This window comes from Ciceribacter sp. L1K23 (genome assembly GCF_018122705.1).
GTDB lineage: Bacteria > Pseudomonadota > Alphaproteobacteria > Rhizobiales > Rhizobiaceae > Allorhizobium.
In genome coordinates, this window is the sequence record NZ_JAGRRC010000001.1 from 3,410,912 (window position 1) to 3,431,637 (window position 20,726).

Annotated in this window: 22 protein-coding genes and 1 riboswitch; of the genes, 7 read left to right on the forward strand and 15 right to left on the reverse strand. The window is 61.1% G+C overall.

All coding sequences use genetic code 11. The features are described 5' to 3' along the window. Positions 1–9: 9 nt before the first annotated feature. Positions 10–813: a class II glutamine amidotransferase gene (locus tag J5J10_RS16475; RefSeq protein WP_211930686.1), complete on the reverse strand. Its 804-nt coding sequence runs from the start codon at positions 811–813 to the stop codon at positions 10–12. 235 nt (positions 814–1,048) lie between these two features. Here J5J10_RS16475 and J5J10_RS16480 point away from each other — a divergent pair, with 235 nt between their 5' ends. After that, the gene (locus J5J10_RS16480) at positions 1,049–1,960 is read left to right on the forward strand and encodes a pirin family protein (protein WP_211930687.1); all 912 of its coding nucleotides are present in this window, start codon (positions 1,049–1,051) and stop codon (positions 1,958–1,960) included. Between the two features lie 15 nt (positions 1,961–1,975). Here J5J10_RS16480 and J5J10_RS16485 read toward each other — a convergent pair whose 3' ends face one another. The 5 genes from J5J10_RS16485 to J5J10_RS16505 all read right to left on the reverse strand — a co-directional run bounded on the left by J5J10_RS16485 (position 1,976) and on the right by J5J10_RS16505 (position 5,513). Further along, positions 1,976–2,740 carry a 3-oxoacyl-ACP reductase gene (locus J5J10_RS16485; RefSeq protein WP_211930688.1) on the reverse strand — a complete coding sequence of 255 codons (765 nt, stop codon included), beginning with the start codon at positions 2,738–2,740 and terminating at the stop codon, positions 1,976–1,978. Further along, positions 2,740–3,549: a bifunctional hydroxymethylpyrimidine kinase/phosphomethylpyrimidine kinase gene (gene thiD, locus J5J10_RS16490; protein ID WP_211930689.1), complete on the reverse strand. Its 810-nt coding sequence runs from the start codon at positions 3,547–3,549 to the stop codon at positions 2,740–2,742. Before thiD ends, J5J10_RS16485 begins: the two co-directional genes overlap by 1 nt. Next, a complete protein-coding gene (thiE, locus tag J5J10_RS16495; RefSeq protein ID WP_211930690.1) occupies positions 3,546–4,181 on the reverse strand; it encodes a thiamine phosphate synthase in 636 nt (211 codons plus the stop codon). The genes thiD and thiE overlap by 4 nt, the downstream gene beginning before the upstream one ends. Continuing rightward, a complete protein-coding gene (gene thiM, locus J5J10_RS16500; RefSeq protein ID WP_211930691.1) occupies positions 4,178–4,975 on the reverse strand; it encodes a hydroxyethylthiazole kinase in 798 nt (265 codons plus the stop codon). The genes thiE and thiM overlap by 4 nt, the downstream gene beginning before the upstream one ends. Before the next feature lie 60 nt (positions 4,976–5,035). Beyond that, positions 5,036–5,132, reverse strand: a riboswitch (TPP riboswitch). A 78-nt stretch (positions 5,133–5,210) separates the two neighbouring features. Next, positions 5,211–5,513, reverse strand: a complete 303-nt coding sequence (locus J5J10_RS16505) for a metalloregulator ArsR/SmtB family transcription factor (protein WP_211930692.1) — start codon at positions 5,511–5,513, stop codon at positions 5,211–5,213. Between the two features lie 52 nt (positions 5,514–5,565). Between J5J10_RS16505 and J5J10_RS16510 the strand changes: the two genes are divergently transcribed. Together J5J10_RS16510 and J5J10_RS16515 are read left to right on the forward strand one after the other, a co-directional pair. Further along, positions 5,566–6,507: a threonine/serine dehydratase gene (locus J5J10_RS16510; RefSeq protein ID WP_349252075.1), complete on the forward strand. Its 942-nt coding sequence runs from the start codon at positions 5,566–5,568 to the stop codon at positions 6,505–6,507. Positions 6,508–6,595: 88 nt separating this feature from the next. After that, positions 6,596–7,264: an HAD-IA family hydrolase gene (locus tag J5J10_RS16515; RefSeq protein WP_211930694.1), complete on the forward strand. Its 669-nt coding sequence runs from the start codon at positions 6,596–6,598 to the stop codon at positions 7,262–7,264. Between the two features lie 3 nt (positions 7,265–7,267). Here J5J10_RS16515 and J5J10_RS16520 read toward each other — a convergent pair whose 3' ends face one another. Further along, positions 7,268–8,851, reverse strand: a complete 1,584-nt coding sequence (locus J5J10_RS16520) for a peptide chain release factor 3 (protein ID WP_211930695.1) — start codon at positions 8,849–8,851, stop codon at positions 7,268–7,270. 90 nt (positions 8,852–8,941) lie between these two features. Between J5J10_RS16520 and dut the strand changes: the two genes are divergently transcribed. Further along, positions 8,942–9,415, forward strand: a complete 474-nt coding sequence (gene dut / locus J5J10_RS16525; RefSeq protein WP_211930696.1) for a dUTP diphosphatase — start codon at positions 8,942–8,944, stop codon at positions 9,413–9,415. A 13-nt stretch (positions 9,416–9,428) separates the two neighbouring features. Here the strand turns inward: dut and J5J10_RS16530 are convergent, their stop codons facing one another. Continuing rightward, the gene (locus J5J10_RS16530) at positions 9,429–10,061 is read right to left on the reverse strand and encodes a LysE family translocator (RefSeq protein ID WP_211930697.1); all 633 of its coding nucleotides are present in this window, start codon (positions 10,059–10,061) and stop codon (positions 9,429–9,431) included. A 127-nt stretch (positions 10,062–10,188) separates the two neighbouring features. On the opposite strand from J5J10_RS16530, the gene J5J10_RS16535 reads away from it, so the two are divergent. From J5J10_RS16535 to J5J10_RS16545, 3 genes are all read left to right on the forward strand, one after another. After that, positions 10,189–10,806: a LysE family translocator gene (locus J5J10_RS16535; protein WP_211930698.1), complete on the forward strand. Its 618-nt coding sequence runs from the start codon at positions 10,189–10,191 to the stop codon at positions 10,804–10,806. A 103-nt stretch (positions 10,807–10,909) separates the two neighbouring features. Next, on the forward strand, positions 10,910–11,878 hold the full coding sequence (cysK, locus tag J5J10_RS16540) for a cysteine synthase A (RefSeq protein WP_211930699.1): 969 nt from the start codon (positions 10,910–10,912) through the stop codon (positions 11,876–11,878). A 113-nt stretch (positions 11,879–11,991) separates the two neighbouring features. Beyond that, a complete protein-coding gene (locus J5J10_RS16545; RefSeq protein WP_211930700.1) occupies positions 11,992–13,035 on the forward strand; it encodes an HWE histidine kinase domain-containing protein in 1,044 nt (347 codons plus the stop codon). 29 nt (positions 13,036–13,064) lie between these two features. On the opposite strand, the gene J5J10_RS16550 is transcribed toward J5J10_RS16545, so the two are convergent. From J5J10_RS16550 to J5J10_RS16580, 7 genes are all read right to left on the reverse strand, one after another. Next, positions 13,065–14,597, reverse strand: coding sequence for a YifB family Mg chelatase-like AAA ATPase (locus J5J10_RS16550; protein ID WP_211930701.1), 1,533 nt, complete (start codon positions 14,595–14,597; stop codon positions 13,065–13,067). A 160-nt stretch (positions 14,598–14,757) separates the two neighbouring features. Next, a complete protein-coding gene (gshB, locus tag J5J10_RS16555; RefSeq protein ID WP_211930702.1) occupies positions 14,758–15,717 on the reverse strand; it encodes a glutathione synthase in 960 nt (319 codons plus the stop codon). Positions 15,718–15,814: 97 nt separating this feature from the next. Then, a complete protein-coding gene (locus J5J10_RS16560) occupies positions 15,815–16,315 on the reverse strand; it encodes a cupin domain-containing protein (protein WP_211930703.1) in 501 nt (166 codons plus the stop codon). A 109-nt stretch (positions 16,316–16,424) separates the two neighbouring features. Continuing rightward, a complete protein-coding gene (locus tag J5J10_RS16565) occupies positions 16,425–17,543 on the reverse strand; it encodes a sn-glycerol-3-phosphate import ATP-binding protein UgpC (RefSeq protein ID WP_211930704.1) in 1,119 nt (372 codons plus the stop codon). Positions 17,544–17,557: 14 nt separating this feature from the next. Further along, the gene (gene ugpE / locus J5J10_RS16570) at positions 17,558–18,400 is read right to left on the reverse strand and encodes a sn-glycerol-3-phosphate ABC transporter permease UgpE (protein ID WP_211930705.1); all 843 of its coding nucleotides are present in this window, start codon (positions 18,398–18,400) and stop codon (positions 17,558–17,560) included. A 10-nt stretch (positions 18,401–18,410) separates the two neighbouring features. Then, positions 18,411–19,292 (reverse strand): ABC transporter permease subunit, encoded by an 882-nt coding sequence (locus tag J5J10_RS16575; RefSeq protein ID WP_208548254.1) that lies wholly within the window; start codon positions 19,290–19,292, stop codon positions 18,411–18,413. Positions 19,293–19,361: 69 nt separating this feature from the next. Continuing rightward, entirely contained in the window at positions 19,362–20,660 is a 1,299-nt protein-coding gene (locus J5J10_RS16580) for an extracellular solute-binding protein (RefSeq protein WP_208548253.1), read from the reverse strand. Positions 20,661–20,726: the final 66 nt, after the last annotated feature.

Sequence of the window (20,726 nt, forward strand, 5' to 3'; positions counted from 1 at the left end):
GCCCTGAGATCATTCGGCAGCTTCGGAGAAGCGTTCGATACGCGGGGCGAACGCCGCCGCATCCAGCCCGTCCTTTCCCACGATGACGGCACTGCCTGAAGGGATTTCGACCCAGGTGTCCTTTTCGTCATTCAGCGGTTCGGAAACGAGGCAATACCCGCCTTTTCCGCCCATGGGCGCTGCAAACAGCGTCGGGGCCGGTCCGTCGCTTGCATAGCGCACCGCATAAAGACTCTCGCCATTGGAGAATGCCGCCGTCAGCTTCACGAACGCGGCTCCCACCAGCCTTGTACTCAGGTGTTCGACGAAGCCGACTGCATCGGCCATCGCTTCGAGGGGTCGTTCCCGAAGGCCCAGTTGCAGGGCCAACAGGAATAGCAATTCGGAATCGGTCGTTCCGTGCCGTGCATGAAAATGCTCGTCGTCGAGCATGGCTTCCATCGGACGACGAAGTTTCTCGAAGTGCTCGATCTGGCCATTGTGCATGAAGGACCAGTGGCCGTTGACGAAGGGGTGACAGTTGTCGCGGCGGGTGGAACCATGAGTCGCGGCCCGGACATGAGCCAGGAACAGGGGAGAGCGAACGTTGCGTGCCAGGCTCTTCAGATTGCAGTCGGACCACGCGGGGAGAACATCGCGGAAGCGACCGGGTTCAGGCCGGTCGCCGTACCATGCGATCCCGAAACCATCCGCATTGGTGGCGGTCTTCGCCTTTGTGGCACAATGCGACTGCTCGATCAGCGAGTGAGCCGGCGAAATGACCAGTTCTTCCAGAAAAAGCGGTTCGCCACGATAGGCTGCCCAACGGCACATGTTGCGTTCTACTCCGGCTACCGCATCTGCGGCGATTATGTTCAGTGTTTGCCTGTTCGCCTAACAAAATCTTAACCGCGCCCGTTTTGTGGCCTTGCTTCGGGCGAACCAAGTTTGTTCCGCTTCAAATGGCGCTTTTGTGAACGGTCCGTTCCGGTTGCAAATCTACGCAATGCCTCCGACGGCAGCTATATTGCCGTTCAGCGCAACGCCGAGCAGAAAGAGATCCAAGGCTATGTCCATTCGTCCTGTGAAGCATGAAAGTCGTGCCACTCCAGCCATCGAGGGCGCGGGCGTAAAACTGAACCGGGTGTTCGGCTTCGGCGATCCGTCGATGACAGACCCCTTTCTGATGATGGACGATTTCCGCAACGATAATCCGTCAGATTATCTGCGCGGTTTCCCCTGGCATCCGCATCGCGGCATCGAGACGATCACATATGTTCTTGCAGGCACGGTCGAACACGGCGACAGCCTCGGCAATCATGGTCGCCTCGGCGCCGGGGACATCCAGTGGATGACGGCCGGGAGCGGAATCATGCACCAGGAAATGCCGAAGGGCGACTTCGCCGGACGCATGCACGGCTTCCAGCTCTGGGCAAACCTGCCCTCGTCCCTGAAGATGACGGCTCCCCGGTACCAGGACATCAAATCGGCCGACATTCCGGTCGTGGTCGATGACGACGGCACGGTGGTGCGGGTGATATCGGGCGAATTCTGGGGCAAGGCCGGCCCTGTCGACGGCATTGCCGCAGAACCCGTCTATCTCGACATCTCCGTTCCGGCCGGCAAGCGCAAACGCTTCCCGGTCGATACCTACCGCCAGGCCTTTGCCTATATCTTTGCCGGATCGGGCACCTTCCGGGACGCCTCCCGTCCCTTCGGCGTCAGGGTCGAAAAGGAGTTCCAGGGCGAGGAATTGAACATCCGCGACCTGTCCGGAAACCGAACGCTCGTTGTCTTCGACACGGGAGACGAAATAACGGTGCAGGCCGGGGACGAAGGCATCCGTTTCCTGCTGGTCTCGGGTAAGCCGATCCGCGAACCCGTCGCCTGGCACGGTCCGATCGTGATGAACACGCGCGAGGAACTGATGCAGGCGATGCGGGAACTGCAGAACGGTACCTTCATCAAGGCCGAGCATTGAGCGTTCTAAGGGCGGTCATCCGAACACAAGGCCTCCATCGACGATGAGGTTCTGTCCGGTGACCGCCCGCGCCCACGGACTCGCGAAGAAGAGAACGGCGTCCGCCAACTCCTCGGGTGTGGTCACCTGTCTCAGCGGGGTGCTGGCGGCGATGAGGTCGAAGACGGCATCGGGCGTCGCCGCGCTTGCGTCCGTGACCCGCAACAGGCCGCCGGACACCATGTTTACGGTCACGCCCAAGGGGCCGAGTTCGGCTGCGGCCGTCCTCGTCAATGACAGCAGTGCCGCCTTCGCGGCTGTGTAGTCGTGGTAAGGCACGACCGGGTTCTGGAAGAGGTTGGTGCCGATCAGGACGAAGCGACCGAAGCCCGCTTCGGCCATGGCGGGCCGGATTGCGCGTATCAGGTTGAGCGCGCCGCCGACGCCGGTCTCGGCCTGCGCCGAGATGTCCTGCCACGTCAAATCCGACAGTTTCGTCCGGGCGTCACCGTTGAAGGCGAAATCAGCCAGCGCATTGTGGATCACGGTGGTCGGCGCTCCGAACTGTTCGGTGACCGCACGTACCATGGCCGCGACCTCGCGCGGATCGCGGACATCGGCCTTAAACGCCGCCGTTCCTGGGCCGAGAGCTTTCGCCAGCGCTTCTGCCTTTTCCCGACTTTCGCGATAATTGATCGCAACGCTTGCACCTTCGCGGGCGAAGGCTGTGGCTATCGCGGCGCCCAGACCTCGCCCCGCGCCTGTCACGATGACGACCTGTTCCTTCAATGGCAGAGCCATCAGAATCCTCCCTTCCAGAGATGGTGAAAATGATGAACCGGGCCATGTCCGGAGCCGACCGACAAGGTCTCGGCTTCCTCGATCGCGCCGGTCAGCCAATCCTTGGCGACACGCACGGCGGTTCGCGGAGACAAACCCTTGGCAAGTTCGGCCGTGATCGCGCTCGACAGCGAGCAACCGGTACCATGGGTACTCTCGGTCTCGACTCTCGGCCCTTCGAACCACTCCGTCCCGGAAGGGCCGAGGAGGACATCCGGGCTTTCATCGCCGCCAAGATGTCCCCCTTTGAGGAGAACGGCTTGCGGCCCCAAAGCCATCAGTCGGCGTGCCTGATCCGCCATTGTGGCTCTGTCGGAGGCTTCTTCCATCCTCAAAAGCACTGCTGCCTCCGGTAGATTGGGCGTGATTACGGTCGCAAGCGGTAAGAGATGCTGGCGTACGGCGTCCACGGCATCGGCATCCAGAAGCGATGCCCCTCCCTTTGCCACCATGACCGGATCGAGGATGATCGGAACACGTGTGTGAGCCCGCAGGACTTCCGCCACCGCGATGGCATTGGCGGCTGTCGCGATCATGCCGATCTTCACCGCGTCCACGCGAACATCGGCGAAAATCATGCGGATCTGCTCGGCGAGGAAGTCGGCCTCGACCGGCACAAACGCCGACACGCCTTGAGTGTTCTGCGCCGTCAGCGCGGTGATGGCGGCCATGCCGTATACACCCCGGGCCGAAAAGCTCTTGAGATCGGCCTGGATGCCGGCACCGCCGGACGGATCGGAGCCCGCAATGGACAGGACATTCCGGATCATGCGCCAACCCCCTTCCACGCTGACACCAGCTCGGCGGCGGCCGCTGAGGGGTCCACCTGGCCGCAGATGGCCGAAACCACTGCAACGCCTGAGGCGCCGGATCTCCTGCAATCGGCCACGTGTGGCCTCTTGAGACCGCCGATCGCCACGGATGGAACCGGGCTCGCAGACGCCACATCGGCAAGTCCCGCAAAACCGATCGCGGGAGGATGGCCGGGTTTAGTGGCTGTCGGGAAGACAGGGCCGACGCCGACGTAGTCGACGACAGCCGTATCGATCCGGGCGGCTTCACTGATCGAGCCGATCGAAAGACCCAGGATCATTTCGTGGCCGATTCTTTCTCGCACCTCGGCGACAGGCGCATCGCCCTGGCCGACGTGAATTCCCGCGGCGCCCATGATCATCGCCGCCTCCACATCGTCGTTGACGATGATTGGAACCCCCGTACCCGCAAGGACCGCCTTCAGAGCAAGCCCGGTTTCGACCAGATCATCCGTTGAGGCATGCTTGTTGCGGAGCTGTACCATCGTGACACCTCCGGCAACCGCAAGGCGAGCAGTCTCGACCATGCCGATGCCGGCACACAGAACGGGGTCGAGCACGAGATAGAGCGAAAGATCAAACGTCCTCATGACAGGCGTACCCGCGCCTTGTCATCAAGGGTCCTCCCGTCCACGCTTGCGAGCGCGTCCAGAAAAGCGACCGCGAAGCTTCCAGGACCGGATACGTCGCGTTCCGCGAGCTCGCCAGCGACGGCGAAATGCGCGAGCGCGGCCGTGGTGGCGGTGAAGGCGTCCGGTTCGACCGCGGCATAAGCACCGACCAGGCAGGTAAGCGAGCAACCGAGCGCCGTGACCCTCGGCATCCAGGCCGAGCCGCCGTCGATATGGGCCGTTCGCGTGCCATCGGTCACGAAATCTGTTCGTCCGGTCACCGCGACGATGCATTGCCGCGAAAGCGCAAGTTGCCTTGCGACATCCTCGGCTGCCGCAACGTCATCCTTTGTATCAACGCCTCTAGCGCTGCTGTTACCACCGCCAAGCGCCAGAATTTCGGAGGCGTTGCCACGAATGACCGTCGGCCGCAGATCCAGCAGCTCGGTAACGACCTTGCGGCGATAGGATGTCGCCATGTGGGCAACCGGATCGAGCACCCAGGGCCGTCCGGCGGCAGCAGCACTGTCGGCGGCAGATTTCATCCCGTCCGCCCAATCCGGGGACACCGTGCCCATGTTGATCGTCAGAGCGCCGGCAAAGGCGGCGAATTCGCCGGCCTCCTCGACGCTATGCACCATGGCGGGCGACGCTCCTGCCGCTAACAAAACGTTGGCGGCGACATTCATGGCGACATAATTGGTGATGCACTGAACGAGCGGTGTCGCATCGCGCATGGACGCCAAGTGTTTACCGGGAGTGCTGGAAGTCATCTCATTGCCCTTTCGCGGCGGGCAAATCGACAGGAGCTGACGGTTGTCGCTGGACACCGGCGTCGGCTCCGAGCGACTCCCTCCGCCAGCATTATCTGGTTCAGGTTCGAAGGGTACGTCTCAGCCCGTGTGACCACGAGCGCCCCTGTCTCTCAAGCGAGGCTATGATTGGCAGGCTTTGGCCCGCCTGTCACGCGAAAAATCCTCACGGTTCCATATCGCGACTTGGCCGGTTTCAGAGGAGCAGGAGCGTTTCAGCCTTCACTCTGGCGATGCGATCCTCATCGCGGCGATAGAAAATCCATTGCTTGATCTTCTTCGGCCGAACCAGCCCGGCGCCAACCAGAACGCGCATATGTTCGGACAAGGTGGCCTGGGATATGCCCAGCTTCTGCGCAATGAAAACGGCACAGACGCCATCGCTACCGAAATCGCCATCCGCCTGCGGTGGAAAATGCGTGGACGGCGACTTGAGCCATTCGAGAATGGCCAATCGCTTTTCGTTGGCGAGCGCTTTGTACAGGTCCACGTCTTGCATTTCGTTATTTTGCGAAGTAACGAAGAATTGTCAATCCAGAGAGGTACCGTTAGTGTCGATCGGCCCAGTCACGCGTGAGCGCATAGAACAAGTTTCGAGTGTCATCCGGACCTACGTGCGCCATACCCCCGTCCTGTCCGTCGGCGCGCAGGACTTTGGTCTCGATGGTGGTCCGATCGACCTGAAGCTGGAATACCTGCAGCATTCCGGTTCCTTCAAGGCGCGCGGAGCCTTCGCGAGCCTTCTGACGCGGGAAATTCCGAAGGCGGGCGTCGTCGCGGCCTCGGGCGGCAACCACGGCGCGGCGGTCGCCTACGCGGCGCATAAACTCGGGATAAAGGCGACTATCTTCGTACCAACCGTGAGCGCAAAGGCGAAGACGGACCGCATCCGAAGCTATGGGGCAGACCTCATTGTCGGCGGGGATCTCTATGCCGATGCATTGGCGGCCAGCGAGGAGTTCGTGGCCCGGACCGGCGCCCTTCCTATCCACGCCTATGACCAGGTGGAAACGCTGTTGGGCCAAGGAACGCTTGGCGGGGAGATCGAGGACGACCTTCCGGATATGACTACGCTTCTTGTGGCCGTCGGCGGTGGCGGCCTGATCGGCGGTCTCGCGGCATGGTTCGAGGATCGCGTGCGTATCATCGCAGTGGAGCCCGAGATGGCACCCACACTCAATCATGCGCTTGCAGCGGGCAAACCGGTGGATGCACCGGCCGGCGGCGTCGCAGCCGATTCGCTGGCGCCGAGACAGATCGGCAGACTGATGTTTCCGATCGCGCAGGCGCACGTGGCCCAATCCGTGCTTGTGCCGGACGAGGCAATCGTAAATGCTCAGAAGGCACTTTGGGAGCATGCAAGAATAGCGACGGAGCCCGGCGGTGCCACAGCGTTCGCCGCGCTTCTCTCCGGTCGATACGTAGCTGAGCCGGGCGAGAAAGTTGCCGTTCTCGTTTGTGGAGCAAATACAACCGCCGTCAGCTTTGGCTAGTTCAATCGCGGTGCCGTCACTGGCAGCCGTCGCCGTGCACAGAAACTGCCTCGTTCCGAACTGCCGCTCTTCCTCGAAAGACAAAGCCATGACCGACCAGACCGTCTTCAGCCGGAGCTATGCGGGCTTCCTCTTCGACATGGACGGGACACTGCTCAATTCCATTGCCGCTGCGGAACGGGTCTGGAGCCGTTGGGCGATACGGCACGGGCTCGACGTGGAAGCTTTCCTGCCGACCATGCATGGCAAACGCGGTATAGACACGATCCGCAGCGTCGGCCTGACAGGGATCGACGCGGAAGCGGAGGCACTCGTTATCGAACGCGAGGAGATCGAGGACGTCGAAGGTGTCGTGCCGCTACCCGGCGCAATCGATTTTCTGAATGCCCTGCCCCGTGATCGCTGGTCGATCGTCACATCGGCGCCGATCGCGCTGGCCCGCGCCCGTATCGAAGCCGCCGGCCTTCCGCAACCGCCGATGATCGTCACGGCCGAGGATGTCACGCTCGGCAAGCCCGATCCGGCGGGTTACAGGCTTGGCGCGAGCCGTATCAGCACCGATCCCGCGCAATGCCTTGTGTTCGAGGACGTGATGGCGGGCGTTCTCGCCGGGGAAGCGGCCGGAGCTGACGTCATGGTGGTGACGGCAACCCACAGCCATGCGTTGGAGACCCGTCATCCGACGATTGCGAGCTACGAGGAACTAACGGTCGACATAGATACAGACGGTATGTTGCGGCTTTCGCGGCGCGCCTGAGTATCAGGCCGCTTTCGCGACCTGATACTCCTTGATGGCGACCATCTTGATCGCGGGATAACGCTCGGCCTCGTAGCGGAGCGAGAAGGCATCCTGAGCCATGAAGACCGGATCGCCATCGAGGTCGCGGCAGATATCACCACGACGCTGGGTGATGAACTTCTCAAGCTCTGCCGGCTGTTCCGCCGAAATCCAGCGGCACACCGAAAAGCGGGCGATTTCGAAGGATACCGGCAGGCCGTATTCGGCCGACAGACGCTCCTTCAGGACGTCAAGCTGGAGCGCTCCGACCACGCCGACGATGGCGGGCGAGCCGTCCTCGGGAGAGAAGAGCTGAACGACGCCCTCCTCCGCCATCTGCTGCAGCGCTTCCTTCAGCTTCTTAGCCTTCATCGCGTCTTCAAGGCGCACGCGACGGAGGATTTCCGGCGCGAAGTTGGGCACGCCTTGGAAGACCAGCGGCTCGCCCTCGGTCAGCGTATCGCCGATCCTAAGCGTTCCGTGATTGGGAATGCCGACGACGTCACCGGCATAGGCCGTGTCCGCAAGCTGACGCTGAGAGGCGAAGAAGAACTGTGGCGCGGTCAGGCCGAGCTGTTTTCCGGTGCGAGACAGTCGCGCCTTCATGCCCCGCTCGAGCTTGCCAGAGCAGATGCGGGCGAAGGCGATGCGGTCACGGTGGTTGGGGTCCATGTTCGCCTGAATCTTGAAGACGAAGGCCGTCATCTTGTCTTCGTTCGCATGAACCTTGCGGATATCGGCTACCTGGTCGCGCGGCGGAGGCGCGAAATCCCCCAGCGCGTTGATCAGGTCGCGAACGCCGAAATTGCGCAAGGCCGATCCGAAGAAGACCGGCGTCATGTGCCCTTCGAGAAAGCTCTGGCGATCGAAGGGGCGGCAGGCTTCTCGGGCAAGTTCAAGCTCGTCGATGAACGCCTGGCGCTCGTTCTCCGGCAGATTGTCAGCAACGCTCTGCGGACCGTTGACCGGCAGCGGCTCGACCTGGGCATCGTTGCCGCGGAAGGTATTGTTCGCCAGATGATAGGAGCCGCAGAAGGTCTTGGAGCGGCCGACCGGCCATGTGATCGGCGCGGTATCGAGCGCCAGCTTTTCCTCGACCTCGTCCAGGATCTCGAAGGGATCGCGGCTCTCGCGGTCCATCTTGTTGACGAAGGTGATGATCGGGATATCGCGCATGCGGCAGACTTCGAACAGCTTCAGGGTCCGGGGCTCGATACCCTTTGCGGCATCGATGACCATGACGGCCGCATCCACCGCCGTGAGCGTGCGATAGGTGTCGTCGGCGAAGTCCTCGTGACCGGGGGTGTCGAGGATGTTGAAGACGTTTCCGTCATACTCGAACGTCATGACCGAGGTGACGACAGAAATGCCGCGCTCGCGCTCGATCTTCATCCAGTCGGACCGGGTCTGGATACGATCCTTCTTGGCCTTCACTTCGCCAGCGAGCTGGATGGCGCCGCCGAACAGCAGCAGCTTTTCGGTGAGCGTCGTCTTACCGGCATCCGGGTGCGCGATAATAGCAAAGGTGCGGCGGCGGGAGACCGCCTCTGCGAGCGTTTCGGCCATGTGCATGAATCCTGTGAGTTGCCGGCTATCTAACGACTAAACGGTCTTATTGCAATTGACCTCGACGAACCCGACCGGGAACATGGCATCATGAGCATTCAACATGACGTTCGCCCCACCCTGAAACTCGTCCGCCTGCCCCACGGCGCGGGACTGGATCTTCCGTCTTACGAAACAGCGGGGGCGGCGGGCATGGACATTCGCGCGGCAGTGCCGGACGACGAGCCTCTGGTGATCGCCCCAGGCAGGCGCGCCTTGGTGCCAAGTGGCTTCGTCTTCGAGATACCGGCGGGTTATGAGGTACAGATCCGGCCGCGATCGGGCCTCGCCTTCAAGAACGGCATAACCTGTCTCAACACGCCGGGCACGATAGACAGCGACTATCGTGGGGAAGTGAAGGTTCTGCTGGTGAACCTCGGAGACGAGGACTTCACTGTGAGCAGAGGCATGCGGATTGCCCAGATGGTGATCGCGCCTGTCATTCAGGCGGCCGTCAGCGAGGTTACTTCGGCGACCGAGACTGTGCGAGGCGCAGGAGGCTTTGGCTCAACCGGCACGGGCTAGAGACAATCGTTCCTTAGCGCCGAACCTCCAGCGCCATCCTCAAGGCAAGACCAGCGAGAACCGTGCCCATCAACCATCGCTGGATCACGATCCAGAACGGATGCCGCGCGAGGAAAATCGCGATCGTTCCGGCCATGACGGCAATGGTGGCATTCACGGAAACGCTGATGGTGATCTGGGTGAAACCTAGCACGATGGACTGCAGGAAGACGCTACCGCGCGACGGATCGAGGAACTGCGGCAGCAAGGACAGATAAAGAACTGCCACCTTCGGGTTCAGCAGGCTGGTAACCAGACCCATGACGAACAAGCGGCGCGGCGGGTCCTTTCGTAAGTCCCGCACCTGAAAGGGCGAGCGTCCGCCAGGCTTCAAAACCTGCCACGCCAGCCAACCCAGGTAGAGCGCACCCGCGATCTTCAGCGCTTCGAAGGCAAGCGGTACCGCGAGCAGGAGAACGGTGATCCCGACCGCCGATGACAGCATGTAGACGACAAAGCCGAGCGCCACGCCCCCAAGCGAGATAAGCCCTGCCAGCGATCCCTGACAAATCGAACGAGAGACCAGATAGATCATGTTGGGCCCCGGTGTCAGCACCATGCCGAGACAGATGAGGCCGAAGGCGAGAAAAGTCGGAAAACTTGGCATGGAAAGACCCGATAGGAGCGTCGGCCGAATAGACGGCGTTTGCTCTCTCCCCCGCAACGGGCGAAGTTGTCACCGTTGCAAGTTTCCGTACGGCGTTTTAGGAACGCCGCGAGAGAGGAGCATCACCATGACGTTGACCACGATTGTCGCCTATTGCGGGGCATTGTTCATCGCGGCAGCCATCCCGGGACCCGGGATGACCGCGATCGTGGCACGCGCGCTTGGTTCAGGCTTTCGGCCGACCTTCTTCATGGGCTTGGGCCTCATTCTCGGCGACCTGATCTACCTCACCGCCGTAATCCTGGGGCTTGCCCTTGTCGCGAAGACGTTCGTCCTCCCCTTCGTCATCATCAAATTTCTTGGCGTTCTCTACCTCGTCTATATCGCATGGAAGCTCTGGACCGCCGGCCTTTTGCCGCAGGATATCAAGGCGGAACGCGCGACGAACCCTTGGATGTCCTTTCTGTCCGGGCTCCTGGTAACCCTCGGCAACCCGAAAACCATGCTTTTCTACGTCGCGCTCGTGCCGACGCTCTTGCCGTTGGAAGCGATCGGGCCCGCGGATTACGTCATGCTCGTCGGACTAACCTTCATCGTCCTGATGTCCGTTTTGCTTCCCTATATTCTGCTCGCCGCTCAGGCTCGCGGGTTGCTGAAACGACCTTCGGCACTCCAGGCGCTGAACCGATCAGCCGCGGGCATTCTTGCGGGGACAGCAGCCTACATCGCGGCAAAGGCTGCCTGAGCAAACATTTTCCGTCCTACTCTTGAAGGCTGGTACCAGAGTTCTGGCGACAATCGCCGTTTACACCTATGTTCTCTCGAAACGGCAGACAGGGAGAAACATCATGAGCGAAGCAAGAAAACCCGGCAGGGGCGGAGTCTACTCTTCAATCACGGAAACCATCGGCGATACGCCGATTGTCAGGTTGGACAAGCTTGCGCGGGAGAAGGGCGTCAAGGCCCACCTGCTGGCAAAGCTGGAATTCTTCAACCCGATCGCCTCGGTGAAGGACCGGATCGGGGTCGCGATGCTGGAGAGCCTGGAGGCGCAGGGCAAGATATCGCCCGGCAAGACGACGCTTATCGAACCGACCTCCGGCAATACGGGCATCGCGCTTGCCTTCGCTGCAGCGGCCAAGGGATATCGACTGATCCTGACGATGCCGGAGACGATGTCGATGGAACGTCGCAAGATGCTCGCCCTGCTCGGCGCGGAACTGGTTCTGACCGAAGGGCCGAAGGGCATGAAAGGCGCGATCGCCAAGGCTCAGGAACTGGCCGAGACCACACCGGACGCTGTTATCCCGCAACAGTTCGAGAACCCGGCCAATCCTGAGATCCACCGCAAGACGACGGCGGAAGAGATCTGGAACGACACGGACGGCGCGATCGACATCCTCGTCTCCGGTATCGGGACAGGTGGAACGATCACCGGTACAGGCCAGGTCCTGAAGGCCAGGAAGCCGTCCATCAAGGTCGTTGCCGTTGAGCCGGCAGACAGTCCGGTGTTGTCCGGCGGCAATCCGGGGCCGCACAAGATCCAGGGTATCGGCGCAGGTTTCGCGCCCGCCATTCTCGACACCAAAGTCTATGACGAGGTCGTCACCGTCACGAATGACGAGGCGTTCGAAGCCGCGAGACTGGTCGCCCGCCTTGAAGGTGTTCCGGTCGGCATTTCATCGGGAGCAGCGCTGACTGCGGCGATCCGGGTTGGGCAGCGGGAGGAGAACGCCGGCAAGTCGATCGTGGTCATCATTCCCTCCTTCGCTGAACGTTACCTGTCCACGGCACTGTTCGCAGGCCTCGGCGACTGACAAGCGGCAAGGGGCGGGAACCTGTTTCCCGCCCTTTCGGCAGTGCATTGCGGTTCAAGGGGGTGTCGGGTAATTACACTGTTCTTCGATTGTTGATACGTATCCCCGAGGCCATGCGCGCTTTTCTCTATTCCTTGCCGGCCTTTGCCTCCGTTCAGAACCGGTTGTCGAAAACCGGCACGATCCTGACATACGTCGCGAGCCTCGTGGTTTTCGGTATTGCCCTCGCCGTGCGACACTGGTTCGACCCGGTCCTACCCGTCGGCTTTCCTTTCCTCACGTTCTTTCCCGCCGTCGTTATCTGCGGGTTCGTATTCGGCGTTCGCCAGGGACTGCTGGTGGCGGTCCTCTCCGGGATATCGGCCTGGTATTTCTTCATAAGTCCCGGTCGCTTCGACGTATCAGCCGGTACACTTCTTGCCATGGGGCTCTATCTTTTCGTCATCGTCACCGATCTGACCCTGATCTATCTGGTGATGCGCGCCTATCGTGTCGAAATCGATGCGCGGGAGGAGATCCAGCGGCTCGCCGACCGCCAGGAGGTAATGGCGCAGGAGCTCGATCACCGGCTCAAGAACATCTTCGCCACCATCAACGCGATCATCAGCCTGTCGCTTAAACACGCATCGAGCGCCGAGGAACTGGCGGCGCGCCTGCGCGAGCGCCTGAACGCGCTAGGGCGGTCGAACCTCCTGCTGCGCGGCCTTCGCGAAGGCGAGGATGCCTCGCTGCAGAGCGTTATCTTCCAGGCGCTGGAGCCGTTTGCGGTGGTCGGTACGTCGCGTTTTTCCGCTTCCGGTCCAAGGGTCCCGGTCGGCGGCCAGACCGTTGTCATCCTGAGTCTGATCCTGCACGAATTGGGAACGAATGCCGCGAAGTATGGCGCGCTCAGCGTTAACGACGGCCATCTCGCCCTGAAGTGGCATGTGCTCGATGCCTCCGATGACCAGAAGGGTGAGCTTGTCATCGAGTGGTTGGAGACAGGCGGACCCGTGCCGATCGCGCCGCAATCTGGAAGAGGAGGTTTCGGCTCCACCCTCATTCAACGGGTTGTCGCGGGCGTTCGTGGACGGACAGAAATCGCTTTCCCGCCTAGCGGCGTCACCGTTCGCCTGACACTGCCGCTCGACATGCTGGGCACCGACAAAGCCAGTTGAAGATCGGCGCGGGACGAAAGGTACTCACGTCAGGCTGCGGCGACGAGCCTTTCGGCCGGGATACGATAGGAAATCGCCTCGGCCAGATGAATCCGCCCCAGCTTATCCGCGCCGTCCAGATCCGCGAGCGTTCGCGCCACTTTCAGCACCCGATGATACCCGCGTGCGGAGAACTGGAATTTCTCGGCCGCATCCCTCAATAACTGAAGACCTCCCGCGTCAATTTCCGCCAACTTCTCAATCTGCGCGGTAGACGCCTTTGCATTGACAAGAACGGTGGAGGCACCGGCGACGGAATACCGTTCGCGTTGACGCTCACGCGCCGTGGCCACCCGACGTGCGACGTCGGCGCTCGGCTCCGCCGGCTTCGGTCTGATGAGATCGGCGGCGGAGACGGCCGGCACGTCGATGCGGATGTCGATGCGGTCCATCAACGGTCCGGAGATGCGGGCCTGATAGTCCGACTGACAGCGAGGTCCCCTAGCGCAGGTATGGCCGGGTTCGCCAGCCATGCCGCATCGGCAGGGGTTCATGGCTGCGACCAACTGGAATCCCGCCGGATAGCTGACGCGGTGATTGGCTCTGGCGATCACGCATTCGCCGGTCTCCAGGGGCTGGCGAAGCGCGTCCAGCACTTGCGGCGTGAATTCCGGAAACTCGTCGAGGAAAAGAATGCCGTGATGGGCCAGCGATGCCTCGCCCGGCTTTGCCCGTAGGCCGCCGCCGACAAGCGCCGCCATGGTGGCGGAATGGTGCGGCGTCCTGAAGGGTCTTCGGTCAGAGAGCTTGCCGCCCGACAACTGCCCGGCGATCGAGTGCACCATCGATACCTCGAGCAGCTCCGCGGGCGACAGCGGCGGGAGGATCGATGGCAGGCGCGCCGCCAACATGGATTTCCCCGAACCTGGCGGTCCCACCATCAAAAGGTTATGTCCTCCGGCCGCCGCGACTTCCAGAGCGCGCTTTGCGCTTTCCTGACCCTTGATGTCAGCGAGGTCAGGCAAGTTGGCGGGGCTGGTCCTTACCGCCGGCTCCGGTCGCGACAGAACCTGTGTTCCACGAAAATGGTTGGCAAGGCCAATCAGGCTGCGCGGTGCGAGAATGTCGATGTCAGAACCGGCCCAGGCTGCCTCGGGTCCGCTTTCGGCCGGGCAGATCAGACCTTTGTCCATGGCGTTGGCGGCGATCGCCGCCGGCAATGCACCTGCAACGGGGGCTATCGTGCCATCAAGGTTGAGCTCACCGATGACGACATAGCCGCCCAGAGCGTCCGCCGGGATCGCACCAAGAGCCGCCATCAATCCTAGCGCGATCGGCAGATCGAAATGGGATCCCTCTTTCGGGAGGTCTGCCGGCGCCAGATTGATCGTCACTTTTTTGGCGGGCAAAGCAAGTCCCGAGGCGTGCAGGGCCGCCTGCACACGCTCGCGGCTTTCGGCCACCGCCTTATCGGGAAGCCCGACGATATGCATGTTGATCTTTCCCGGCGCCACCATCACCTGGACTTCCACCGGAACGCCTTCAATGCCCTGAAACGCCACCGTGCTGACACGAGCTACCATCGCCTGCCCCCTCGGTCCCCGCACGCACCCTACATCCATCGCGTGCAATGAGAGATTGGCACGACTCTCGCCGACAGACAAGAACATTCAGCGAACAAAGCGCGAGAAAATCGCCGCCCGGTTGCAACCGGTTGTAAATGCAGAACGAAAGCGGATCAGGTTATGCGGGCGGACGATTGTGCTTGCGATCGATGGCATCCCAAAGAAGCGCTGCGATATCCGCCCCACCGAACTTCTTCACCTCACGAATTCCAGTGGGGGACGTCACATTGATCTCGGTCATATAGTCGCCAATGACGTCGATACCGACCAGAAGGAAGCCTCGCTCGCGAAGCGCCGGGCCAATGCGGCTGCAGATTTCCTTTTCCCGCGCCGTTAGCTCTGTGGCCTCCGCCCTGCCACCAACATGCATATTCGATCGGCTATCATGTTCGGCAGGAACGCGATTGATCGCTCCGACCGGCTCCCCGTCCACAAGGATAATGCGCTTGTCCCCCTTGCGGACCGCAGGCAGATAAGCCTGAGCGATAAAGGGCTCGCGGAACATCTGGTGGAACATTTCCATCAGGGATGAAAAGTTGCGGTCATCCCGTGTCGAGTGGAACACACCCGCACCGCCATTGCCGTAGAGCGGCTTCAAGATGATGTCGCCCATCTCCTGGCGGAAGCGCGCGATCTCTGCTGGATCACGGGTAATCAGCGTTGCCGGCATGAGGTCAGCAAACTCGGTGACGAAGATTTTCTCCGGAGAATTCCGCACCCATGCAGGATCGTTGACAACCAGCGTCTTCGGTTGAAGGCGTTCCAGCATATGAGTGGAGGTGATGTAGGCCATGTCGAAGGGCGGGTCTTGGCGGAGCAGGACGACGTCCATGGTCGAAAGATCGACTCGTTCAGGCTCACCCAGAGTAAAATGATTGCCCTTCTCGTCCCGCAACTCCATGGGCTCGGCGGTGGCGTACACCTTGCCATCGCGCATCGACAGGCGATCCGGCGTGTAATGAAACAGCCGGTAGCCGCGAGCCTGAGCCTCAAGGCTCATGGCGAAGGTGGAATCCCCCGCTATATTGATGCCGGAGACATGGTCCATCTGGACCGCCACGTTTTTAATCTTGGCCATGCGCCGCCCCTCGTTGAAAGCCACCCTGATTTAGGATGGCTTCCGTGTGATGGCAACGGCAGCGGCCGTTCTTTCGCCAGGACGTTGCCGAAGCGCCTCAGCCACCGATTGAGGCAGGACCACCGGAGCGCAGGGCGTCGCGGAGGCGGAAGAGCGCGGCTATGGCCGCCGGCATTGGTCGCCGCAGGAAGGCGACCTTCCGCACGTAGTTATCGATACGCCAGGTGGCCCATGTCCGGCCGCGGAAATAGGCTATGTCGCCGGCACGCAGGAGGCGTTGGGTGCCGTCTTCCGCTGTGACGAGAACTTCGCCCTCCTGGATGACAACCGTCTCGTCCCAACCGAAATACCAGCGAAACTCGCCTGCGGTGCAATCCCAAAGCGCCGTCCAGCCAGCCTTGTCCTCGCTCTCGGAATGCCGCGACATACGAGCGACCGGCGTTCCGCGGATGATCCAGTCGGGATTGATCGGATCAGGCTCAAGATGCATCTCGTGACTATTCGCGGTGACCAGCGGTGGTGATCCGCCAACCGGCATGCGACCGTAACCTGCCGCCATCACCCCTGCCATACCCGCCAGCAAAAGCTTTACAGCCATCGTTTCTCCCCTCTTGGCTCAACCGTGAAAAACTATCACGAAAGGAGTGAAGGAAGGCTCGATGCCTTCTGTAGGATTTTAACGATCCGGGCCGTCAGACGGAGCTGACCTAGAGCGCTGGCATCAGCGGTTGCGTGGACCGAACGGCGCGGCTCATATCGACGCTGGCGTCGCCACGATCGATGCGACGACCGTCCTTGCCGAAGAAGTGCAGGCGCGCCGGGTCGACAGCGAGCCCCATGCGCCCCGTGATCTCGGCATCTATCGGCAGCACCGCAGCGAGCGGTTGGCCACCCAGGAGGCCGTGAACAAGGCGACTGGCACCCAGTTCCTCCACCAGATCGACCTCAAGCGGCAACATGATATTGCCCGGAGCCGCATCGATCATCAGGTCTTCCGCGCGAATGCCGACGGTCACCTCACCTTCCAATCCCTCAAGTCCCGGAAGCGAGAGTTCCACCCCATCGACCGAGACTGTCGAGCCGTGCGCATGTCCGTTGAGCAGGTTCATTGCCGGAGAGCCAATGAAGCCTGCCACAAAGGTCGAGGCAGGACGATGATAGACCTCGAGAGGCGTGCCGATCTGTTCGATCTGTCCGCCGTTCAAAACCACAAGCCGGTCGGCAAGCGTCATGGCCTCCAGCTGATCATGCGTGACATAGATCGCGGTGGTGCCGAGCCGGCGCTGGAGCTTGCGGATTTCGCCGCGCATCGTGACGCGCAGCTTCGCATCAAGGTTCGACAGCGGCTCGTCGAAGAGGAAAACGGCCGGCTTTCGGACGATTGCACGGCCCATTGCGACCCGCTGCCGCTGACCGCCCGACAACGCACGCGGCTTACGATCGAGATATTTCTCGATCTCCAGCATCTTCGCGGCCTCTTGTACGCGTGCGTGGATTTCGCTCTTCGGCGTTTTCCGGTTTTTCAGCCCGTAGGCGAGATTGTCGTAAACGCTCATGTGCGGATAAAGCGCATAGTTCTGGAAGACCATGGCGATATCGCGATCTGCCGGGTCGATGCGGTTTACGACGCGATCGCCGATGCTGACCGTGCCCTCGCTGATGCTCTCTAGACCCGCGACCATGCGCAGCAGCGTAGACTTGCCGCAGCCGGATGGGCCCACAAGCACGATGAATTCGCCGTCGGCGATCGAGATGTCGATGTCCTTCACGGCGCGAACGCCGCCGTCATAGACCTTCGAGACCTTGGAGATGTCTATGGAAGCCATGGGAGCGCCCTTTCCTATTTATCGCTTTCTGTGAGGCCCTTGATGAACCAGCTCTGGAACACCACCACGACCACGATCGGCGGCAGCATTGCGAGCACAGCCATGGCGAAGGCCTCGTTGTAATCGGGGATTTGAGAACCGACCCAGACCTGCAGGATCTGCTTGATGCCGCGCATGAGGGTGTAGAAGCTCTCGTCCGTGGTCATCAGCATCGGCCAGAGATACTGGTTCCAGCCATAGACGAACATGATGATGAAAACGGCCGCGATCATTGTCCGCGACAGCGGCACCAGTACGTCGATCAGGAACTTGAACGGCCCCGCGCCATCGATGCGGGCAGCCTCCAGAAGTTCCTCCGGCAGGGACTTGAAGAACTGCCGGAAGAAGAAGGTGCCCGTCGCCGACGCGAGCAAAGGGAGGATCAGACCGGTATAGCTGTTGAGCAGGCCAAGGTCGCTCATCACCTTGTAGGTCGGCATGATCCGGACCTCCAACGGTAGAAGCAGAGTCGTGAAGATCAGCCAGAACGCCAGCGTCGCGAAACGAAAGCGAAAGTAGACTATGGCGTAGGCCGCAAGCATCGACAGCACGATCTTGCCGACTGCAAAGCCCAAACCGAGGATGAGCGAATTGGCTGCCATCGTGAGGCCTGTCACTTGGCCCGTAAAGCCGCCACTGCTGAAGAGAACCTTTCCGTAGGTCTCCGTCAGGTTGTCGCCCGGCGTCAGCATCAGACCCTTCGTGTGGATTTCGGCGGCGGTGTGGGTGGAGGTCATGAAGGCGACCACGATTGGCCCGAGCATCAGAATGACCCCGGCGATCAGGATCAGGTGGTCGAAAAACTTTGTACGATACATCACCGGCCCCTCAACCGTAGTGGACGCGCCGCTCGATGAAGCGGAACTGGATCATGGTGAGCACGAGAACGACAATCATCAGGATGACCGACTGGGCGGAGGACGAGCCCAGATCGTTGCCACGGAAGCCGTCGGTGTAGACCTTGTAGACGAGCGTGATCGGGTTGTTGGCCGGCTTGTCTTTTACGATGACGTCGATGACGCCGAAAGTGTCGAACAGCGAATAGGTCATGTTGATGACCAGAAGGAAGAAGGCCGTCGGCATCAGCAGCGGGAAAATGATCGTCCAGAACCGGCGCGTGCCGGACCGGCAATCGATCGCCGCCGCCTCGCGGACGGAGGCGGGTATGCCCTGGAGCCCCGATAGGAAGAAGATGAAGTTGTAGGGGATCTGATTCCAGACCGCGATCATCACCATGGCGAAGGCGGTGTCGAAATAATTCAGGCCGATCTTCATGTCCCAGCCGAACAGCGCCACGAACTTCACGAATGGTCCGATATGCTGGTCAAAGAACATCATGCCGATCAGACCGGCGACCGGCGGGGCGATGGCGTACACGACGATCAGCAGCGTCTTGTAGGTCGATTGACCGCGGATCACCGCATCCGCCTTGAGCGCAAGAAGGAGGCCGACAGACAGCACGAGAATCGTGACGATCACGCTATAGGCGATCGTGAAAAGCGCGATCCGTCGATATTCGGCGGACGCGAACGCATCCATGTAGTTGCTCAGGCCTACAAAGCTCGAGCCGAAGCCGAAAGGGTCTTCGATGTAGAAGGACGATTGGATCGCCTGAACCGACGGCCAGTAGAAGAAGATCGAGATGATCGCGAACTGGGGCAGCAGGAACAGGTACGGAAGATAGCGCGAGTCGAATTGGACACGCTTCATCGGACACCCCTCAAGGAAAGTCCCGGGAGCTTTCGCCCCCGGGATTCAGGACTGGACAGGCGACTGATATCAGCCGGCGGTCTTGGCGAAGCGGGCGAGCAGCTCGTCGGCTTCCTTCTTGATGGTTTCCATGGCTTCCTTCGGCGTGGTCTCGCCGGCGAAGATGCGGTTGTATTCGCGCTCCATCACCGAACGGATCTGCGGGTAGAAGCCCATGCGGTAGCCCTTGTCCCACTCGGCGCCCGGCAGCGAAAGCTGCTGGATGCCAACCTCGGCAACCGGGGTCTTCTCGTAGTAGCCTTCGGACTTGGCAAGCTCATAGGCAGCCTTGGTGATGGCGACATAACCGGTGGCCTGGTGGTAGAACTTCTGCAGTTCCGGCGAGGTCAGGAACTGGAAGAAGGACGCCGTGCAGGTGTTCTCGGCTTCAGACTTGCCGGCCATCGCGAAGAGGGCAGCGCCGCCGATGAAGGTATGGACGCCTTCCGGATGAACCGACTTCCAGTAGGGCAGGAAGGTTGCCGAGAAGGGCATCGTCGCGGTCTTCTGGAGACCACCGAACGAGCCGGACGAACCGATCCAGAGGGCGACCTTGCCTTCCTCGAACGGCTTCTGGTTGTCGCTCCATCCGGCGCCATAGTAACCGAAGTAGCCGGCGTCGTACCACTCCTTCAGCTTTTCGTACATCATGACGTGGTTCGGGTCGGTGACGTTGATGGTCGTATCGACGACGCTGTCATAGCCGTTGTTGTTCGAGGCGAACTGCAGGTTATGACGGGAGAAGAAGTTCTCGGTGAACTGCCAGGTGAGCTGAGCCTGCACCAGGGGGGTATAGCCGGCTTCCTTGAGCTTGGGCGCGATCGCTTCAAACTCTTCCCAGGTCTTGGGAGCCTCGACACCGGCCTTCTGGAGAGCTTCGGTGTTGATGTACATGATCGGCGCCGACGAGTTGAACGGCATGCCGACGAACTTGCCTTCGGAATCAGCATAGAAATAGCGAACGCCCTCGATGAAGGCTTCGCGATCGAATTCGAACCCGGCGTTCTTGATCAGGTCCTCGGCAGGGATGGTCGCGCCCTTGGCGTTGATGATCGTCGCCGCGCCGGCGTCGAACACCTGCAGGATGTTGGGCTGTTCGCCCGACCGGAAGGCGGCGATACCGGCAGACAAGGCTTCTTCGTAAGTGCCCTTGGAAACCGGGGTCAGAACGCATTCGCTCTGCGATTCGTTGAACTTCTGGGAAACTTCGTTGATGACTTCGCCGTTACGGCCACCCATGCCATGCCACCAGGTGATGTTGGTCGCGGCAAGCGTGGTCGATGCGGTCATGGACAGGGCCAGCGCGGCCATGGAAAAAGTCTTGAACATGGGAAAAATCCTCTCCGCCAGTGTTGGGGCACGGAGGCAATAGCCATGTCGCGTGACGGCCGAATT

Bases quoted from the DNA above. Each gene is read 5' to 3' on its own strand.
- J5J10_RS16580 (WP_208548253.1), bottom strand. From the start codon at position 20,660: ATGTTCAAGACTTTTTCCATGGCCGCGCTGGCCCTGTCCATGACCGCA.
- J5J10_RS16535 (WP_211930698.1), top strand. From the start codon at position 10,189: ATGACGTTGACCACGATTGTCGCCTATTGCGGGGCATTGTTCATCGCG.
- J5J10_RS16545 (WP_211930700.1), top strand. From the start codon at position 11,992: ATGCGCGCTTTTCTCTATTCCTTGCCGGCCTTTGCCTCCGTTCAGAAC.
- J5J10_RS16550 (WP_211930701.1), bottom strand. From the start codon at position 14,597: ATGGTAGCTCGTGTCAGCACGGTGGCGTTTCAGGGCATTGAAGGCGTT.
- J5J10_RS16475 (WP_211930686.1), bottom strand. From the start codon at position 813: ATGTGCCGTTGGGCAGCCTATCGTGGCGAACCGCTTTTTCTGGAAGAA.
- gshB (WP_211930702.1), bottom strand. From the start codon at position 15,717: ATGGCCAAGATTAAAAACGTGGCGGTCCAGATGGACCATGTCTCCGGC.
- J5J10_RS16515 (WP_211930694.1), top strand. From the start codon at position 6,596: ATGACCGACCAGACCGTCTTCAGCCGGAGCTATGCGGGCTTCCTCTTC.
- J5J10_RS16505 (WP_211930692.1), bottom strand. From the start codon at position 5,513: ATGCAAGACGTGGACCTGTACAAAGCGCTCGCCAACGAAAAGCGATTG.
- J5J10_RS16560 (WP_211930703.1), bottom strand. From the start codon at position 16,315: ATGGCTGTAAAGCTTTTGCTGGCGGGTATGGCAGGGGTGATGGCGGCA.
- thiE (WP_211930690.1), bottom strand. From the start codon at position 4,181: ATGAGGACGTTTGATCTTTCGCTCTATCTCGTGCTCGACCCCGTTCTG.
- J5J10_RS16530 (WP_211930697.1), bottom strand. From the start codon at position 10,061: ATGCCAAGTTTTCCGACTTTTCTCGCCTTCGGCCTCATCTGTCTCGGC.
- J5J10_RS16485 (WP_211930688.1), bottom strand. From the start codon at position 2,740: ATGGCTCTGCCATTGAAGGAACAGGTCGTCATCGTGACAGGCGCGGGG.
- thiD (WP_211930689.1), bottom strand. From the start codon at position 3,549: ATGATCCGGAATGTCCTGTCCATTGCGGGCTCCGATCCGTCCGGCGGT.
- cysK (WP_211930699.1), top strand. From the start codon at position 10,910: ATGAGCGAAGCAAGAAAACCCGGCAGGGGCGGAGTCTACTCTTCAATC.
- thiM (WP_211930691.1), bottom strand. From the start codon at position 4,975: ATGACTTCCAGCACTCCCGGTAAACACTTGGCGTCCATGCGCGATGCG.
- J5J10_RS16480 (WP_211930687.1), top strand. From the start codon at position 1,049: ATGTCCATTCGTCCTGTGAAGCATGAAAGTCGTGCCACTCCAGCCATC.
- J5J10_RS16565 (WP_211930704.1), bottom strand. From the start codon at position 17,543: ATGGCTTCCATAGACATCTCCAAGGTCTCGAAGGTCTATGACGGCGGC.
- J5J10_RS16575 (WP_208548254.1), bottom strand. From the start codon at position 19,292: ATGAAGCGTGTCCAATTCGACTCGCGCTATCTTCCGTACCTGTTCCTG.
- ugpE (WP_211930705.1), bottom strand. From the start codon at position 18,400: ATGTATCGTACAAAGTTTTTCGACCACCTGATCCTGATCGCCGGGGTC.
- J5J10_RS16520 (WP_211930695.1), bottom strand. From the start codon at position 8,851: ATGGCCGAAACGCTCGCAGAGGCGGTCTCCCGCCGCCGCACCTTTGCT.
- dut (WP_211930696.1), top strand. From the start codon at position 8,942: ATGAGCATTCAACATGACGTTCGCCCCACCCTGAAACTCGTCCGCCTG.